Origin of the sequence: Nocardioides sp. PD653-B2, from assembly GCF_002117935.1 — a bacterium.
In the GTDB taxonomy this organism is placed as follows: Bacteria; Actinomycetota; Actinomycetes; order Propionibacteriales; family Nocardioidaceae; genus Nocardioides.
The window spans coordinates 1-17,547 of sequence record NZ_BDJE01000055.1 but is presented as its reverse complement, the minus strand read 5'-3'; the positions used below and the strand labels follow the sequence as shown (position 1 = coordinate 17,547).

Annotated in this window: 14 protein-coding genes; 13 read left to right on the top strand and 1 reads right to left on the bottom strand. The window is 70.0% G+C overall.

Going from position 1 to position 17,547, the window contains the following annotated elements; translation table 11 throughout:
• The first annotated feature begins 1 nt into the window (after position 1).
• The 12 genes from PD653B2_RS21740 to PD653B2_RS21685 all read left to right on the top strand — a co-directional run bounded on the left by PD653B2_RS21740 (position 2) and on the right by PD653B2_RS21685 (position 15,647).
• Positions 2 to 1,675, top strand: coding sequence for a GMC family oxidoreductase (locus PD653B2_RS21740; RefSeq protein ID WP_085874513.1), 1,674 nt, complete (start codon positions 2 to 4; stop codon positions 1,673 to 1,675).
• 21 nt (positions 1,676 to 1,696) lie between these two features.
• A complete protein-coding gene (locus PD653B2_RS21735; RefSeq protein WP_085874512.1) occupies positions 1,697 to 2,413 on the top strand; it encodes a gluconate 2-dehydrogenase subunit 3 family protein in 717 nt (238 codons plus the stop codon).
• A 91-nt stretch (positions 2,414 to 2,504) separates the two neighbouring features.
• Complete coding sequence (locus PD653B2_RS21730; RefSeq protein ID WP_085894336.1) at positions 2,505 to 3,641, top strand: mandelate racemase/muconate lactonizing enzyme family protein; 1,137 nt, start codon at positions 2,505 to 2,507, stop codon at positions 3,639 to 3,641.
• Positions 3,642 to 3,768: 127 nt separating this feature from the next.
• On the top strand, positions 3,769 to 4,872 hold the full coding sequence (locus PD653B2_RS21725; protein ID WP_242665392.1) for a sugar kinase: 1,104 nt from the start codon (positions 3,769 to 3,771) through the stop codon (positions 4,870 to 4,872).
• 116 nt (positions 4,873 to 4,988) lie between these two features.
• The gene (locus tag PD653B2_RS21720) at positions 4,989 to 5,705 is read left to right on the top strand and encodes a FadR/GntR family transcriptional regulator (RefSeq protein ID WP_165763577.1); all 717 of its coding nucleotides are present in this window, start codon (positions 4,989 to 4,991) and stop codon (positions 5,703 to 5,705) included.
• A 44-nt stretch (positions 5,706 to 5,749) separates the two neighbouring features.
• Positions 5,750 to 6,694 carry a glycosyltransferase family 2 protein gene (locus PD653B2_RS21715; protein ID WP_242665391.1) on the top strand — a complete coding sequence of 315 codons (945 nt, stop codon included), beginning with the start codon at positions 5,750 to 5,752 and terminating at the stop codon, positions 6,692 to 6,694.
• Positions 6,691 to 7,590 carry a glycosyltransferase family 2 protein gene (locus PD653B2_RS21710; protein ID WP_085874509.1) on the top strand — a complete coding sequence of 300 codons (900 nt, stop codon included), beginning with the start codon at positions 6,691 to 6,693 and terminating at the stop codon, positions 7,588 to 7,590. Before PD653B2_RS21715 ends, PD653B2_RS21710 begins: the two co-directional genes overlap by 4 nt.
• Positions 7,591 to 7,596: 6 nt before the next feature.
• Complete coding sequence (gene glf / locus PD653B2_RS21705) at positions 7,597 to 8,784, top strand: UDP-galactopyranose mutase (protein ID WP_085874508.1); 1,188 nt, start codon at positions 7,597 to 7,599, stop codon at positions 8,782 to 8,784.
• Entirely contained in the window at positions 8,781 to 10,784 is a 2,004-nt protein-coding gene (locus tag PD653B2_RS21700) for a glycosyltransferase (RefSeq protein WP_085874507.1), read from the top strand. Before glf ends, PD653B2_RS21700 begins: the two co-directional genes overlap by 4 nt.
• Entirely contained in the window at positions 10,777 to 11,658 is an 882-nt protein-coding gene (locus tag PD653B2_RS21695; RefSeq protein WP_085874506.1) for an ABC transporter permease, read from the top strand. The genes PD653B2_RS21700 and PD653B2_RS21695 overlap by 8 nt, the downstream gene beginning before the upstream one ends.
• Entirely contained in the window at positions 11,658 to 12,446 is a 789-nt protein-coding gene (locus tag PD653B2_RS21690; protein WP_085874505.1) for an ABC transporter ATP-binding protein, read from the top strand. Before PD653B2_RS21695 ends, PD653B2_RS21690 begins: the two co-directional genes overlap by 1 nt.
• Positions 12,447 to 12,737: 291 nt before the next feature.
• Complete coding sequence (locus tag PD653B2_RS21685; protein ID WP_085874504.1) at positions 12,738 to 15,647, top strand: FG-GAP-like repeat-containing protein; 2,910 nt, start codon at positions 12,738 to 12,740, stop codon at positions 15,645 to 15,647.
• Positions 15,648 to 15,682: 35 nt separating this feature from the next.
• On the opposite strand, the gene PD653B2_RS21680 is transcribed toward PD653B2_RS21685, so the two are convergent.
• Positions 15,683 to 16,396, bottom strand: a complete 714-nt coding sequence (locus PD653B2_RS21680) for a TIGR03089 family protein (protein ID WP_085874503.1) — start codon at positions 16,394 to 16,396, stop codon at positions 15,683 to 15,685.
• Positions 16,397 to 16,413: 17 nt separating this feature from the next.
• On the opposite strand from PD653B2_RS21680, the gene PD653B2_RS21675 reads away from it, so the two are divergent.
• The gene (locus PD653B2_RS21675) at positions 16,414 to 17,499 is read left to right on the top strand and encodes a mannose-1-phosphate guanylyltransferase (RefSeq protein ID WP_085874502.1); all 1,086 of its coding nucleotides are present in this window, start codon (positions 16,414 to 16,416) and stop codon (positions 17,497 to 17,499) included.
• Positions 17,500 to 17,547 lie beyond the last annotated feature (48 nt).

Below are 17,547 nucleotides of genomic sequence, written 5' to 3'. Positions count from 1 at the left end.
CATGGCCGTACAGAAGAAGCCGGACGCCGTCGACGTGGTCATCGTCGGCCTGGGTGCCAGCGGCGGCACCGCCGCCAAGGTGCTGAGCGAAGCGGGCCTCCGCGTCGTCGGGCTCGAGCGCGGGCCCTACCTGCGCCACGACGAGCACTTCTCGGGCGACGAGCTGAAGTTCGTGAACCGCAGCTACATGTGGCCGGATGCCAAGCTCACGCCGCGCACCCGGCGCGTCGACGACGACGAGGTCGCCCAGCCGTACCCGTTCTCGATGACCCCGCAGCTGGTCGGCGGGGGCACCAACCACTGGGCCGGCTGGGTCCCGCGTCCGAGACCGTCGGACTTCCTTCAGCGCAGTCTGCATGGCGACGTCGACGGTATGAGCCTGGCGGACTGGCCCTTCCAGTACGAGCACCTCGAGCCCTACCTGACGAAGATCGAGTGGGAGTTCGGGGTCTCGGGGATCGCCGGCGCGGACCGCGGCGAGGGCTTCCGCAGCCGGCCGTTCCCCAGCCAGCCGTTGCCGCCGACGCGGTGGGGCCGGAAGTTCTACTCCGCCGCCAACGAGATGGGCATCAACGCCTTCCCCATCCCGCACGCGATGGTGACGAACGAGCACAAGGGTCGCCGGCCGTTCAACCGGACCAGCTTCTGGAACCAGTACGGCGACCCGAGCGGGGCGCGGTCGAACACGGCCACCACGTTCATCCCGGAGGCCCTGGCGACCGGCAACTTCGAGCTCAGGTCGGACTGCTTCGTCCGCGAGGTCAAGGTCGGCAAGGACGGCCGGGCCACCGGGGTGGTGTACGTCGACCAGACAGGGGCTGAGGTCGAGCAGGACGCCAGGGTCGTGGTCTTGTCGATGGGCGCCATCGAGACGGCGCGTCTGATGCTGCTGTCGCAGTCCGCGCTGTTCCCCGACGGCCTCGCCAACTCCTCGGGCCTCGTGGGGAAGAACGCCACCTTCCACGAGTACCTCTTCGCGATCGGCTTCTTCGACAACGAGATCGACGACCCGCTGTACGGCTGGACCGGCAACTACATCAGCGGCGGCACGATGGACTTCTACGAGACCGACGAGAGCCGCGGGCACATGGGCGGCTGCATCGTGTCGTCGTCCCAGACCTGCCACCCGATCAACATGGTCTTCCCGGGACGACCGGCGTGGGGCCAGGCCTTCAAGGACGCCGACCGCACGTTCTTCAACTACGCCATGAAGATCGGGTTGATCCTCCACGACATGCCCCAGGAGCGGAACCGGGTCGACCTCGACCCCACCCACAAGGACTTCATGGGGCTGCCCGTCGCCCGGATCACGCACCGGGCCCACGAGAACGACCGGGCCATGGGCAGGTGGCAGGTCGACAAGAACATCGAGATCCTCGAGGTCGCGGGCGCCCGCAAGACGATCCCCGTCTACCTGGACCAGGTCACCGGCAACACCTGCCATCAGCACGGCACGGCACGGATGGGCTTCGACCCGCAGACATCGGTCCTCAACGAGTGGTGCCAGACCCACGACATCGACAACGTGTTCGTCGTCGACGGGTCGGCCTTCCCGACGTCCCTGGGCGTCAACCCGACGCTGGCCATGATGGCGAACGCCTGGCGCAGCTGTGAGTACATCGTCGACAACTACCTGCCCGGCCGGGTCGAGCGGCTCGCTGCCGCCCGAGCCTGACGGCGGGGAACGGAGAAGCCCATGAGCTCCAAGGCAGACTGGCCGACGTTCCTGGAGCCGGTCGACCCGGACTCCTCGGACCGGTTGTTCTTCAGCCCCCACGAGTGGGACACCGTCGAGGCCCTCTCGGCGCGCATCATCCCCACGGACCACGACCCCGGTGCCCGGGAGGCGCGGGTCGTGGTGTTCATCGACCGCTACCTGTCGGGCATCAACTACATCTTCGCGGCTGCCGACGGAAGCGGGTTCCTGCGCATCGACGGGCACTACGCCACCGCCTGGCGCTCGCGGATCGCCGACATGCAGCGCACCTACCGCGACGGGCTCGTCCAGCTCGACGCGATGTGCCGCTCCGAGTGGGGCGAGCCGTTCGTGAGCCTCGACGAGGACCGACAGGACCGGGCCATGGAGCTGCTCTGGGGGGCACCCAAGCCGGGCCCCGTCACGCTGGGCACCACCGAGCCGGCCAGCACGTTCACCCAGTTCCTGACCGACGACGGGCTCGGGTTCTTCGACGCCCTGTGCCTGCACGTGAAGCAGGGGTTCTACGCCGACCCGGTCTACGGCGGCAACAAGGAACGCATCGGCTGGAGGGTGATCGGTTTCGAGGGCCCCGAGAAGCTCAAGGACACGATGGACGGGACGTACTCGACCGACTCGCTCTTCGTCCAGGACTACTCCTGGGCCGACCTGATCCCGCAGCTCAAGGCGCAGACGACGTGGGACCTGCCCACCTGATCGGGGGTCCGGTTGCCGGGGGCGGCTGGACCACGATCCTCACCACACGCCCCCATCCGCACCAGATCCAGCACGTCGAACGGTGGACCAGATGAAGATCGAAACTGTGAAGGCCTACCCGGTGGGGCTGCCCCTGGCCGAGGACCTCCGATGGGGCGCCATGTCGGTCAGCACCAAGGGCGGGATCGTCGTCGAGGTCGTCACCAGCGACGGGCTCGTCGGCATCGGCGAGGCCGGGTTCTCGGCCGAGTACTTCTCCACCGTCGGCCCGATCGTCAACCAGCAGCTGGGGCCGATGATCGTCGGCCGCGACCCCCGGGACGTGTCCTCGCTGTGGCACGACATGATGCGGGCCACCCACATGTGGGGGCGGCGTGGAATCGAGACCTACGCCCTCAGCGGCATCGACATGGCGTTGTGGGACCTGCTCGGCAAGATCACCGGTCAGCCCGTGCACCGGCTGCTCGGCACCTACAAGCCGTCCGTGCGCGCCTACTTCGCGCCCTCCCTGAAGGCCCCCGCCAAGGCGGTCGCCGAAGCCGCCGCGGCGGCGCGCGACGGCTACACCGCCATCAAGCTGCGAGTCGACGGTGATCTCGACGCCGCGGTGCACGTGGTCGGCTCGGTACGCGACGCCGTGGGCGCCGGCGTCGACCTGATGGTCGACGCCAACATGGCCTACGACCGGCGCGGCGCCCTCGCCCTCGCGAAGGAGCTGCAGCCGCTCCAGGTGTCCTGGCTCGAGGAGCCGATCATGTCCCGGTCGCTGTCCCAGTACGTCGCGGGGCACGCCTGGCTGGCGGACCGGGTGGACATCCCCCTGGCGGGCGGCGAGTCGCTGCTGACCCGCTACGAGTACGTCGACCTGATGGGTGAGCTGCCGTTCGACGTCATCCAGCCGGATGCCGCCAGCGTGGGCGGGATCTCCGAGCTCAAGCGGGTCGCCGACATGGCGAGCGCGTGGAACCTCCAGTGCGTGCCGCACATCGGCTGCTCGTCGGGGACCGGCATCGGCCTGGCGGCCGGTCTGCAGGTCATCCTCAGCTGCGAGAACGCGCCCCTCATCGAGGTCGACGCCTACGGCGGCCTCGGCTGGGAGGGCTTCCTGGAGAACCCTCCGGTCGTGGAGAACGGCTGGCTCTGGGCCACCGACGCGGTGGGGATCGGGGTCACCATCGCCGACCGGGCTGCCGAGCGGTTCGGGATCGCCGCCGACGGACCCGCGTGATGGCCGCATCCAGGCTGTGCCTGGCCGGCATCGCTCCGCAGCGGGTCCTGCCCGGGGGACTGATCGCCCCCCGGGCCACGCGCGCCGTACGCGCGAGCCAGGTCGGCGTCGTGGACGGAGGTCCTCGGTGACCGGCCTGGAGCTCCGGGCGGCGGCCGCCTGCCGTTTCGACGCCCTGGGACTCGGTGAGGTGATGCTCCGGCTGGACCCGGGGGACCGGCGGATCAGGACGGCCAGGCACTTCGACGTGTGGGAGGGCGGTGGCGAGTACAACGTCGTCCGCGGCCTGCACAAGGTCTTCGGGCACCGCTCGGGCATCGTCACCGCCCTGGCGGACAACGAGGTGGGCCGCCTCGTCGCGGACCTGATCAGCCAGGGCGGGGTGGACACCAGCCTGCTCCGCTGGGTGGAGTACGACGGGGTCGGGCGTCAGGCCCGCAACGGACTCAACTTCACCGAGCGCGGCTTCGGCGTGCGGGGTGCGTTGGGGGTCTCCGACCGCGGGCACACGGCGGTCGGTCAGCTCGCCCGCGGTGACGTCGACTGGGACCATGTCTTCGGAGAGCTGGGGGCCCGATGGCTGCACACGGGCGGGATCTTCGCGGCGCTCTCCGCGAGCACGCCCGACGTCGCCGAAGAGGCCATGAGCGCGGCACGACGACACGGGACCCTCGTCTCCTACGACCTGAACTTCCGCCCGAGCCTGTGGCAGGGGATCGGCGGCAGGACCACTGCCCAGCAGGTGAACCGCCGGCTGGCACCCCTCGTCGACGTGATGATCGGGAACGAGGAGGACTTCGTCGAGTCGCTCGGCTTCGAGGTCCGTGGACTCGACGCGGACTTCACGAACCTCGACCACGGCGCCTTCCTCGCCATGATCGAGGACGTCGTGGCGGCGTTCCCGAACCTGCAGGTCATCGCCACGACACTGCGGGGGGTCGCGTCGGCGAGCCGCAACGACTGGTCGGCCATCGCGTGGTCGAAGGAGACCGGGTTGGTGGGCTCTCGACGGTGGGACGCGATGGAGATCTTCGACCGGGTGGGGGGCGGGGACAGCTTCGCCTCCGGGCTGATCCACGGTCTCCTCGAGGGTGCGCCACTGGACCGGGCAGTGCAGCTCGGGGCGGCCCACGGCGCTCTCGCCATGACGACGCCGGGCGACACCTCGATGGCCACGGCGACCGAGGTCGACAAGCTCGCGAAGGGTGCCTCCGCTCGTGTGCAACGCTGACGCCTCGATAGACTGACCACGCTGGTCCCGTGCCGGGTCCCGCACGGTCCAGGAGGTACTCGTGGAAGTTTCGTCGGCGGTGTCTCGGGTCGCCGGAGTCGGCTCCAGGGGCAGGCGTGGCTAACGCTCCCCGGTCCGGGATCAAGCCTGTCAAGCAGCTCAAGCTGGCCGACGCGGTGGCCGCCCAGCTCGAGGAGCTGATCCGTCAGGGGCACTTCGAGAGCAGTGGCCGGCTTCCCGCCGAGCGTGAGCTCGCCGACCAGTTCGGCGTCGGTCGCGGCACCATGCGCGAGGCGGTGAGCAAGCTCGAGACCCTGGGGATCGTCACGAAGAGCCAGGGTGTCGGGACGTTCGCCGTCTACCCGCCGCCCAGCCCGGCTGACCACCTGCTCATGCTGACGGCCGGCGACGTCACCGCGCTGGAGCTCTTCGAGGTCAGGTACGCCCTCGAACCGGACGCGTCCGCCCTGGCGGCGACCCGCCGGACCGAGGCGGACATCCACGAGATCCGCGCCATCCTCGAGCACTCGATGGCGCCGGGCATCGACACCGCCGCGTTCGTCGCCCTCGACTTCGACTTCCACAACCGGGTGGTGCAGGCCTCCAAGAACCGCCTTCTGCGCGGCCTGCACGAGCAGGTCGGCCCGCATCACGCCATCTACTCCGCGAAGGTGATCTCGATCCCCGGGCGGATGGAGCGGGCCTGCGAAGGGCACCAGCAGATCCTGGATGCGATCGTGCAGCGCGACCCCGAGGGCGCGCGCACCGCGGCGCTGACGCACCTGCGCTCGGCGGAGCGCGACCTCGCTCTCGCGGCGAGCCAGCGAGACTGAGGCGCTCCTGTCCCAGCCGCGGCCCCCACCGTAGGGTGTGGGCCGTGATCGAGGAGGGACGGACGCCGAGCATCGCTGCCGTCGTGGTCACCTTCAACCGTCTCGAGCTCCTGCAGACCCTGCTGGCGCGGCTCGACGAGGTGCCCGAGCTGACCGAGATCCTGGTGATCGACAACGCGTCGACCGACGGCACGGGGGAGTGGCTGGCCGGGCTCGACGACCGGGAGACCGGCGACGACCGTCCGACCACGCCCGTCCTGGGCCGGACGCTGGCCGAGAACGGGGGCGGCGCCGGCGGCTTCCACGACGGGGTGGCCTGGGCGATGGAGCGCGGCGCCGACCTCGCCTGGCTGATGGACGACGACGGCCTGCCGGATGTCGCGTGCCTGGCGCGCCTGCTCGAGGAGCGGGACCTGGACTTCTGGGGTCCGCTGGTCGTGGACGAGGCGGACCCGGGACGGCTGGTCTTCCCGATCCGGCTGCCCGGCGGCACCCGCGTCGTGCACCGGCTCGCCGACGTCGAGCGCGCCGCGACCGGCGGCCGGATCGAGGGCATCGTCATCCCGTTCAACGGCGTGCTGGTGACCCGCGAGCTGGTCGAGCGGATCGGGCTGCCCCGCGCGGAGTACTTCATCTGGGGTGACGACCACGAGTACCGCCTGCGGGCCGAGGCCGCCGGCGCCCGGATCGCGACGGTCGTCGAGGCGCAGGTGCGACACCCGTCGGTGGGCGACCTCGGGTCGCCGATGATGTTCGGGCGCACGACGTACAACCACACCCCGAGCGACCTGAAGCACTACTGCATGGCGCGCAACAACCTGGTCAACCTGCGGACGTACGCCGGACCGCTCCACGCCCTGGCCTTCGTCGTGAAGACGGTGTGGTTCTACACCTTCACGCGACCCAACCCGGCCCGGCTGCGGCTCAGCGCCCGGGGGATGTACGCCGGGCTCCGCAACGACTTCACCGGACACCAGAGGTACCTGTGAGCGAGACCGTCGCGATCGTCGTGGTGACCTACAACCGCGCCGGCCTGCTCGCGCACATGCTGACCGGACTGGCCGCGCTCGACCGGCTGCCCGACGCGGTCATCGTCGTCGACAACGCCAGCACCGACCACACGCCCGACGTCCTGGCCGCGGCGACCAACCCGGGGCTGCAGGTGGTCCGGCCCGAGGACAACCTCGGCGGCGCGGGCGGCTTCCACCTCGGCGTCCAGACGGCCCACCAGCAGGGCTTCGACCGGATCTGGCTGATGGACGACGACGTGGTGCCCGCGCCCGACTGCCTGAGCGTGCTGATGGCCCAGGACGAGGCGTGCCTGATGGCGGTCCGCGAGGACAGCGCCGGCGACCTCGTCGAGAAGGCCGCGATCCGCTTCGACCTCGCCAACCCCCTCGCGATCCGGCCCAAGACCGCCATGGTCGAGACGGAGTACCGCGCCCGGCACCGGATGCCGGAGCGGGTCGAGCTCCACAACGTGGCCTTCGAGGGCTTCATGGTGCACCGGGAGGTCGTCGACGCGATCGGGCTGCCCGACCCGTCGTTCTTCATCTTCTACGACGACGTCGACTACGCGCTGCGCGCCCGGCGGGCCGGGTTCCGCATCTGGGCGGTCCGCGACGCCGTCCTGGTCCGCCAGCTCGACTTCGACCAGCAGCACGACCTGAGCGGCTGGAAGGGGTACTACATGTACCGCAACCTCTTCGTCGTGCATCTCCGGTACGGCGAGAACGCGCTGGTGCGGCTCAAGCCGTGGCTGGTCACCGCGGTGGTCGTCCTGCTCAGCCCGGTCCGCGGCGGGCGGGCCGAGGCCCGCAATGTGATCCGAGCCATGCGCGACGCGCGGGGAATGCGGGCCGTCCCGGCCCGATCCGTAGACTGACCGATCGTGTCCACCTCTGCTCCCGGCCCCGATCTGGTCGTCGTCGGCTCCGGCTTCTTCGGCCTCACCATCGCCGAACGCTGCGCGACCGAGCTGGGCCTGCGGGTGCTCGTCCTCGAACGGCGCTCCCACCTCGGTGGCAACGCCTACAGCGAGTTCGACGCCGAGACGGGCATCGAGGTGCACGTCTACGGCACCCACCTCTTCCACACCTCCAACAAGAAGGTGTGGGACTACGTCACCCGCTTCACGACGTTCACGAACTACCAGCACCGGGTCTTCGCTCGCTACCAGGGCCAGGTCTACTCGTTCCCGATGAACCTGGGGCTGATCAACCAGTTCTTCGGGAAGGGTCACACCCCCGACGAGGCGCGGGCGCTGATCGCCGAGCAGGCCAGCGAGATCGCGACCGAGGACGCCACGAACCTCGAGGAGAAGGCGATCAGCCTGATCGGGCGCCCGCTCTACGAGGCGTTCGTCAAGGGCTACACCGCCAAGCAGTGGCAGACCGACCCGACCGAGCTGAGCGCGGACATCATCACGCGGCTCCCGGTCCGCTACACCTTCGACAACCGCTACTTCAACGACACCTACGAGGGGCTGCCGACCGACGGCTACACCGCGTGGCTGGAGCGGATGGCCGACCACCCCAACATCGAGGTCCGCCTCGACACCGACTTCTTCGACGTGGCCGACGAGTTCAAGGGCAAGGTCCCGATCGTCTACACCGGCCCGGTCGACGAGTACTTCGGCAACTCCGAGGGCCGGCTGTCCTGGCGCACCATCGACCTCGAGCGCGAGACCCTCGACGTCGACGACTACCAGGGCACCGGCGTCGTCAACGCGAACGACGAGGACCTGCCCTACACCCGTACGCTGGAGTTCAAGCACCTCCACCCGGAGCGCACCTACCTGCCCGGCAAGACGATCGTCGTGCACGAGTACTCCCGCTTCGCGGAGGAGGGCGACGAGCCCTACTACCCGATCAACACCGCGGACGACCGGTCCAAGCTGCTCAAGTACCGAGAGCTCGCGAAGAAGGAGCCCAAGGTGCTCTTCGGCGGACGGCTCGGCACCTACAAGTACCTCGACATGCACATGGCCATCGGGTCGGCCCTCTCCATGTTCGAGAACAAGCTCCGGCCGCACTTCGCCGAAGGCGCGGCCCTGACGAGTGGAGGGGTCGACGAATGACTTCCACCAGGCTGCTCCAGCGCCAGATCCTGCCGCTGGACCGTGACTTCGACGTGCTCGCCCTGTACGTCGACCCCGAGGACGCCAAGCTCGACGCCGACAAGTACGAGGTCGGCGGCAGCCGGGCGGCGAAGGACCTCAACAACGCCGCGATCCGGCAGTCGACCGCGACCGGCGACTCGATCCACCCCGACCAGATCCTGTCGCGCACCTCGCTGCGGGTGACGTCGGGCGACAAGCTCTCCTTCGGCACCTACTTCAACGCGTTCCCGGCGAGCTACTGGCGGCGCTGGACCGTCGTCACCGACGTGACGCTCACCGTCAAGGTCCGCGGCCTCGGCGCCACCGTCATCGTCTACAAGTCGATGGCCAAGGGCCACTCGCAGCGCGTGGGCTCCGCCGACACGACCACCGACGGCTCGAGCACCTTCACCTTCGACCTGTCGTTGAAGCCGTTCGTCGACGGCGGCTGGTACTGGTACGACGTGATCGCCGGCGACGAGGACGTCGTGGTCGAGTCGGCCGAGTGGACCGCCGAGGTCCCCGACGATCGTGCCCAGCACGGCACCGTCGACATCGCGATCACCACCATGAACCGCCCCGACTTCTGCGCCAAGCTGCTCGGCCAGATCGGCGACGACGCCGAGCTGCGGCCCTTCCTCGACACGGTCTTCGTGATGGAGCAGGGCACCCAGAAGGTCGTGGACTCGCCCGACTTCGCGAAGGCGCAGGGCGCCCTCGGCGACACGCTCCGGGTGATCGAGCAGGGCAACCTCGGCGGCTCGGGCGGCTACGCCCGCGGCCAGCTCGAGTCGGTCCGCAAGGGCACCGCGACGTACGCGATGATGATGGACGACGACGTCGTCTGCGAGCCCGAGGGCATCATCCGCGCCGTCACCTTCGCCGACCTGGCCCGCCGACCCACGATCGTCGGCGGCCACATGTTCAACATCTACGCGCGCTCACGCCTGCACAGCTTCGGCGAGATCGTGCAGCCGTGGCGCTTCTGGTGGCAGTCGCCGTTCGACACCTACAGCGACTGGGACCTCGCCGGGCGCAACCTGCGCTCGAGCCGCTGGCTCCACAAGCGCATCGACGTGGACTTCAACGGCTGGTTCATGTGTCTCATCCCCCGCCAGGTGCTCGAGGACATCGGCCTGTCGCTGCCCCTCTTCATCAAGTGGGACGACTCCGAGTACGGCCTGCGAGCCAAGGCGGCGGGCTACCCGACGGTGACGTTCCCCGGTGCGGCGGTCTGGCACGTGCCGTGGACCGACAAGAACGACGGGCTCGACTGGCAGGCCTACTTCCACCAGCGCAACCGCTTCATCGCGGCGCTGCTGCACTCGCCGTACCCCAAGGGCGGCCGGATGGTCCGCGAGAGCCGCAACCACCAGATCTCGCACCTCGTCTCGATGCAGTACTCGACCGTCGAGATCCGGCACCAGGCGCTGCTCGACGTGCTCGCTGGCCCCGACCACCTCCACGAGATGCTGCCCACGCGGCTCGGCGAGATCAACGCGACCCGCAAGCAGTTCTCCGACGCCCGGCTGGAGGTCGACCCCGACGCGTTCCCGCCGGTGCGCCGCGAGAAGCCGCCGCGCAAGGGCAAGGACGGCACCGAGATCCCGGGCCGGCTCGCGACGCTGATCAACGCGGGCCTCCAGCCGCTGCGCCAGCTCAAGCCCGCGCGCCCGATGTCCCGGGAGTACCCCGAGGTCGAGCTCCGTGCGATGGACGCCAGCTGGTACCGGCTCGGCACCTACGACTCGGCGGTCGTGTCGATGGCGGACGGCACCTCGGCGGCGCTCTACCAGCGCGACCCCCAGAAGTTCCGCGAGATGATGGTCAAGACGATCGAGATCCACGAGCGCCTCAAGCGCGAGTGGCCGCGGCTCGCCGCGGAGTACCGCGCCAAGCTGGGCGAGGTCACCTCGCCGGAGGCGTGGGACGAGACCTTCCGGCCGTGGACGGGTGACGAGACGAGGTCCGGTGACTGAGGCGGGCCTGCGCCACGTCGTCGACGCGCCGCTGGAGTCGCCGGCGCCGTCGTCGGGCCTGCTCAACGTCTTCCGGCGCCGCTACCTCCTCCGGCTGCTGGTCAAGCGTGAGATCAGCGCCCGCTACCAGGCGTCGGTGCTGGGGCTCTTCTGGTCCTACATCAACCCGCTCTCCCAGCTGTTCATCTACTGGTTCGTGATGGGCAAGATCATCGGGCGCGGGACCGAGATGCTCGCGATCCACGTCTTCTGCGGGTTGATCGTCGTCCAGTTCTTCGTCGAGACCTTCAATGCCGGCACCCGCTCGATCGTGCGGAACAAGGCGCTGGTCCAGAAGATGGCCGTACCCCGGGAGATGTTCCCGGTCGCGTCGATGCTGGTCTCGCTCTACCACATGGGTCCGCAGCTCGTGATCCTCACGTTCATCTGCGCGCTGTGCGGCTGGACGCCCGATCCCCTGGGCATGGCGGGCTTCGTCCTGGCGGTCGCGATCATCATGCTGCTCGGGACGGCGCTCGCGCTCATGTTCAGCGTCGCCAACGTCTTCATGCGCGACGCCAGCAGCGTGGTGTCCATCCTGACGAACTTCGTGCGCTTCTCCGTGCCGATGATCTACCCCTACAGCCTGGTCGACTCCCGGTTCGGTTCGTTCGCGCAGTTCTACCTCCTGAACCCGATCGCCGATGCCGTGCTGCTGGTCCAGCAGGCGTTCTGGGTGGGGACCACCAAGAACCCGGACGCGATCCAGGCGGTCAACATCCCCGACAACCTGTTCGCCTTCTCGTTCCTCGCCCTGGGGGTCTCGGCGCTGCTGCTGGTGATCGCCCAGCTGATCTTCATGCGGTTCGAGAACAAGATCCCGGAGCGGCTCTGATGGCGTACCCCGCCAGCACCTCGATCGTCGTCGAGGACGTGACGAAGACCTTCACCCTGCGCTACCACCGCACGCTGAAGCAGATGACCGTCGCTGCCGTGAAGGGCCGCGAGATCAGCGACACCTTCAACGCGCTCAGCGAGGTGTCCTTCACGGTCGAGCAGGGTGAGTCGATCGGCCTGATGGGTCTCAACGGCTCGGGCAAGAGCACGCTGCTCAAGCTGATCAACGGCGTGATGCGACCCGACTCCGGGTCCGTCCTCACCCGCGGCCGGATCGCCGGGCTGATCGCGACGGGCGCCGGCTTCCACCCCCAGCTCACCGGCCGAGAGAACGTCTTCCTCAACGCCGCCGTGCTCGGGATGACCGACGCCGAGACGCGCCGCAAGTTCGACGCGATCGTGGAGTTCGCCGACATCGGCCGGTTCCTCGACTCGCCGGTCGGTCACTACTCCTCCGGCATGCAGGCCAGGCTCGGCTTCGCGGTCGCGATCCACGTCGACTCCGACATCTTCCTCGCCGACGAGGTGCTCGCCGTGGGGGACAAGCCCTTCAAGCAGAAGTGCCTGGAGCGGATGCAGGAGGTGCGCGACAGCGGGCGCACCCTCTTCTACGTCAGCCACGCGGCCGGCTCGGTGCGCAAGATGTGCGACCGGGTCATCGTCTTGGACAAGGGCCGGCTCGCCTTCGACGGCGGCGTCAACGAGGGCATCAAGTTCGTGAAGTACGACGAGGGCACGACGTCCGACGACGAGCTCTCCGACGACGAGCTCGGCTCTGACATCTGAGCTGCCCCAGCCTGAGCCTGCGAAGGCTGGTGACCTTCCGCGCGGGACCGATCGTGGTGTCGCCCGCGTCGTCGTGCCGTGGCCTCGACTGCTCCGTCGCGACCTCGACCTGGCTGCAGGCGGGGGCCAGCTCGAATTACAAGCTTGAAGTTTCTTGACAAATCTCGAATTCATCGGCGTGTCGAGTAGAAATTACACGTCTGTAGTTACTCACGAAACCTTCCGGACCTCCTGTGACGCGTGTGAAAGTTGCGTCACGTGTGAACTTCCCCGCACACATGGAGTAGCCCGATGCCCCCCAGCAAGATCCGTTTCGTCACGGCCTGTCAGCAGCTGCTGGCGCTCGGTGTCGTGCTCGCTGCGCTGACCCCCGCCGCCAGCGTCGTCAGCCTCGACGTCGTCCGCGAGACCCCGCGCGACAGCGCGCTCGGCGGCGCCACCATCGAGGGCGACCTCTCGGCGTACACCCGAGCCAGCGCCCGCCCGTCCCAGGTGCCGACCGAGGTCGTGGACCCGACGGTCACGGAGTACTCGCTGACCGCCGGCCCGGGTGCCCGGGGCCGCACGCAGCTCGCCGTGCTCGACACCCCGTCGCTGCGCGGCAAGGTGGGCGCCCTGCCCGCTCCGGACGCCGTGACCAGCATCCCCGAGGCCGTCGTCGGGTACGGCGCGGTCGGTGTCACCTGGCAGCACGGCGTGACGGTCCCCGAGGACGACATCAGCCTCCGGGTGCGCACCCGCACCGGCGACGAGTGGTCCGCGTGGATGGACCTCGAGTACCACGACGACCACGGCCCCGACCCGGTCAGCGACGAGGCGAAGCACGCCCGCCCCGGCACCGACGCACTGCTCGTCGGCGACGTCGACCAGGTGCAGGTGCAGGCCGACACGACGTCGGGCACCACCCTCCCGCCGGACATGAAGCTCGCCGTCATCGACCCGGGCAAGGCCACGAGGTCGGCGGTCGAGAAGCCCGCCCTCGACACCACCACGATGGACGGGTCGCCGGGCGACGCGACCGGCACGCCCACCACGCTGACCGGCGACACCCTGGCCACCGACGAGGGCGAGGGCACCGACGGCTCGGACCAGATCGACCTCCGTGCCGCGACCTTCACGCCCAAGCCGCAGATCTACTCCCGCGCCCAGTGGGGCGCCGACGAGAGCATGCGCGACAAGAGCTCGCTGCACTACTACGAGGTGCACGCCGGCTTCGTCCACCACACGGTCAACGCCAACGACTACACGCGTGCCGAGGTGCCGGCCATCCTGCGCAGCATCTACGCCTACCACACCCAGTCCCGCGGCTGGTCCGACATCGGCTACAACTTCCTCGTCGACCGGTTCGGCCGGATCTGGGAGGGCCGGTACGGCGGGATCGACCGACCCGTCGTCGGCGCCCACACGCTGAACTACAACGACTACTCGTTCGCGATGTCGGCGATCGGCAACTACGACGTCAAGCAGCCGTCGCAGGCGATGATCCAGGCGTACGGCGCCCTCTTCGCCTGGAAGCTCTCGCTGCACGGGGTGGACGCGTCCTCGCCGAAGCAGTGGGTCGGCTCGAAGTACTTCGAGGCCATCAACGGGCACCGCGACGCCGCGTCGACCGCGTGTCCGGGCAGGTACCTCTACGCGAAGATCCCCGAGATCCGCACCCTCGCCGCCGAGGCGCAGCGCGGCTGGTCGGGCCGCGAGCTCGAGTCCAACCTCGCCTCGACGCCGCACCCCGACCTGATCGTGCGTCGGGCCAGTGACGGCCAGGGCTTCGTGATCCCGACGGCCGGGCTGACGAGCTTCGGCAGCGGGGTCACGGCCCTCTCCGGGCTGACCTCCGACCAGACGGTCGCGGCGTCACCCGACCTGACCGGCGACGGGATCGCCGACCTCCTCGTGCGCTCCGGCGACGGCACGACGCAGGTGCGACCCGGCACCGGCACCGGCACCTTCGGGGACGCGGTCAAGCAGACCAAGGCGTTCGCGGGCCACGACCTGGTGACGCCCGTCGGCGACCTGAACGGCGACGGCAAGAACGACGTGGTGGCCCGGGTGCCCGACTCCGGTCGCCTGGACGCCTACCTCGGCCGCGGCACCGGAGCCTTCAAGGTCAAGCACCTCGGCCCCGTCTGGGGCGACTACACCCAGCTCGTCGGCGCCGGCGACGTGAACGGCGACGGCCGCCCCGACGTGCTCGGCCGCGACCAGGCCGGTGCCCTCTGGCTGCACCCCGGCGCCAAGAGCACCGGTTTCCGCGCCCGGGTCGCGGTGACCGGCGCCTGGCAGCGCTACTCGTCGATCAGCGGGTACGGCGACTTCGACGGGGACGGTCGTGACGACCTCTTCGCCCGGGACTCGGCGAGCGGCAACGGCTTCGTCATCCCGTCCCTCGGCGACGGCACGTTCGGTCACCCCCTCGGCCCGATCACCCGGGTCACCGGGGTCGGCACCATGGCCGGCGCCGCCCAGCTGCTCGGGGACGGGACGCCGGACCTGGTCGCCCGCAGCGGCCAGCGGCTGGTGGCCTTCGTCAACAAGGGCACCACCGAGACGGGCCGGCCGATCGCGACCGGAGCCGACCTGTCCAACGCCAACCTGGTGCTGAACGCGGGCGACTGGAACCGCGACGGCTTCGGCGACATCATCAACCGCAACAAGAACAACGGCTCGCTCTACGTCCGCCTCGGCGACGGCACCGGACACTTCGCGCCGCCGAAGAAGATCGGTGTCGGCTTCGGGGGTGTCCAGCTGCTCGCCGCGGTGGGCGACATGACCGGCGACGGCTTCCCCGACCTGATGGGGCAGCCGAAGGACGCCGCGATCCGGATCTACCCGGGCAACGGGACCAACGGCCTGAAGGCGAGCTACGTGGCGCACGGCCCGATCGACGCCGGACGCCAGGTGGCGGTCGGCCGCTGGGACGGCGACGGGTCCCCGGACTCGCTGTTCCGCAAGGGCAACAAGCTCACCCTCTTCCCGGGCAACGGTCCGGGTGGGCTGACCAGCCCGAAGCCGCTCGGCCTGAACCTGGCGCCGTACGACTGGGTGATCGGGGTCAGCGACGTCACCCTGACCGGCCACGCCGACGTGATCCTCCGGGAGAAGGCCACGGGCGACCTGTGGCTGGTCCAGGGCACGGCGTCCGGCTTCAAGACCCGGAGGTTCCTCGCGGAAGGGATGGGCGACTACGACCTGGCCGGATAGGTCCGGCCGGACAGACCTGGCTGGTTGACCTGCGATCAAGGGAAGCGGGCCGTCGCGCGCTCGGCGACGTACGTCGCGTCGAGGCGCTCCGGTCCGGCGTGGGTGACCAGAACCAGCGAGCCGCCGCGTGCGAGCGGCTCGGTGAAGGTGGCGATACCTGGTGGGGAAGCCGGGTTCGCGACCGAGAGAAGACGGCCGCCGTCGGTGAGGAGACTCCCGGCGGCGGCCGTTCTCCACAGCTCGCCCTGGGTCACGCCGGGGTACGCCGGATCCTCGGCGGTCGGCGGGTCCCAGGGCGTGAACGCGTCCGGCTGGCCCCAGATCTCGACGCCGACATCGTGGACCCCGGGCGGCAGCGCCTCGGCGAACCGCACGCCCAGGGGCAGCAGCGAGCAGGCCAGCACCGGGAGGTCGTCGGCGCGCGCCGCCCACCGCCCCAGCGACCCGCGCCCGCACACGACGGCGTCCGGCTCCCCGTCGTCGGGGCCGGTGACCATCAGCCCGGCGGTCCACGCGGCGCCCAGGAACACCGGTCCCAGCCAGTGGATCGGCAGGTCGACGCACAGGGACTGGCCGCGCTCGAGGTCGTGCTCCTCGACCAGGAGGGACGCCGCCTTCGCGACCCAGTTCGCGTACGTCGTCACCGACAGCTCGACCCGCTCTCCGGTCGCGTCGTCGTAGAAGGTGATCAGGGGTCGGGCGGAGTCGGCCCGCAGCTGGCGCGCCAACACGTCGGCGAAGATGCTCATGCATCTAGGCTCCCAGCATGTCCGCCATCGACCACTTCTGGGCCGTGATCCCGGCCGGCGGAGCAGGCACGCGGCTCTGGCCGCTGTCGCGCTCGTCGGCCCCGAAGTTCCTCCACGACCTGACGGGGGACGGGCGCACACTGCTGCAGTCGACCCACGACCGGCTCGCGCCGCTGGCCGACGACCGCTTCGTCGTCGTCACCGGTGCCGCGCACCGGCCGGCCGTCGTCGAGCAGCTGCCCGGCCTCGAGCCCGACGCCGTCCTCGCCGAGCCGTCCCCGCGGGACTCGATGGCCGCGATCGGCCTCGCGGCGGCCCTCCTGGAGCGCCGGGACCCCCAGGCGGTGATGGGGTCCTTCCCCGCCGACCACGTGATCGCCGACCCTGACGTCTTCGCGGACTGCGTGCGCGCCGCGGTCGACGTCGCCCGCGACGACTGGCTGGTGACCCTGGGCATCGAGCCGGCGTTCCCGTCGTCGGCGTTCGGCTACATCCATCTCGGCGACGAGCTGCCCGGTCACGCCGGCGCGACCGCCGTCCGCGAGTTCGTCGAGAAGCCGTCCGTGCGCACCGCGGCCGAGTACGTCGCCACCGGGCGCTACCGCTGGAACGCCGGCATGTTCGTCGTCCGCCCGACCGTGCTCCTCGACCTGCTCGGCCGGTGGCATCCGGAGTTCGCGGCCGCGCTGCGCGCGATCGCCGCCGACCCGTCCCGGATGGACGAGCTCTGGCCCGCACTGCCGAAGATCGCCCTCGACCATGCGGTCGCGGAGCCCGCGGCCGACGCCGGCCAGGTCGCCTGCGTCCCGTCGTCGTTCCGGTGGGAGGACCTCGGTGACTTCGACTCGCTCGCGACCCTGCTCGGTTCGCCGTCCGGCACCGAGGGGCCGAGCGTGCTCGGCGAGGCCGGCTCCGTGCTCGCGATCGACTCGACCGGCCTGATCGTCTCCGGCTCCGGGCGGCTCGTCGCCGTCATCGGGCTCGACGACGTGGTCGTGGTCGACACCCCGGACGCACTGCTGGTCACGACCCGGGCCCGCGCCCAGGACGTGAAGCAGGTCGTGGGCGAGCTCAAGGACACGGGCCGGGCCGGCCTGACCTGACCCGCCCGTCCGTCGGTGTCCCGAACAGCGCAATTGCGCGGTTTGGGA

Excerpts from the sequence above, each read along its gene's own strand:
- PD653B2_RS21740 (WP_085874513.1), top strand. The coding sequence starts at position 2 with ATGGCCGTACAGAAGAAGCCGGACGCCGTCGACGTGGTCATCGTCGGC.
- PD653B2_RS21735 (WP_085874512.1), top strand. The coding sequence starts at position 1,697 with ATGAGCTCCAAGGCAGACTGGCCGACGTTCCTGGAGCCGGTCGACCCG.
- PD653B2_RS21730 (WP_085894336.1), top strand. The coding sequence starts at position 2,505 with ATGAAGATCGAAACTGTGAAGGCCTACCCGGTGGGGCTGCCCCTGGCC.
- PD653B2_RS21700 (WP_085874507.1), top strand. The coding sequence starts at position 8,781 with ATGACTTCCACCAGGCTGCTCCAGCGCCAGATCCTGCCGCTGGACCGT.
- PD653B2_RS21690 (WP_085874505.1), top strand. The coding sequence starts at position 11,658 with ATGGCGTACCCCGCCAGCACCTCGATCGTCGTCGAGGACGTGACGAAG.
- PD653B2_RS21685 (WP_085874504.1), top strand. The coding sequence starts at position 12,738 with ATGCCCCCCAGCAAGATCCGTTTCGTCACGGCCTGTCAGCAGCTGCTG.
- PD653B2_RS21680 (WP_085874503.1), bottom strand. The coding sequence starts at position 16,396 with ATGAGCATCTTCGCCGACGTGTTGGCGCGCCAGCTGCGGGCCGACTCC.
- PD653B2_RS21675 (WP_085874502.1), top strand. The coding sequence starts at position 16,414 with ATGTCCGCCATCGACCACTTCTGGGCCGTGATCCCGGCCGGCGGAGCA.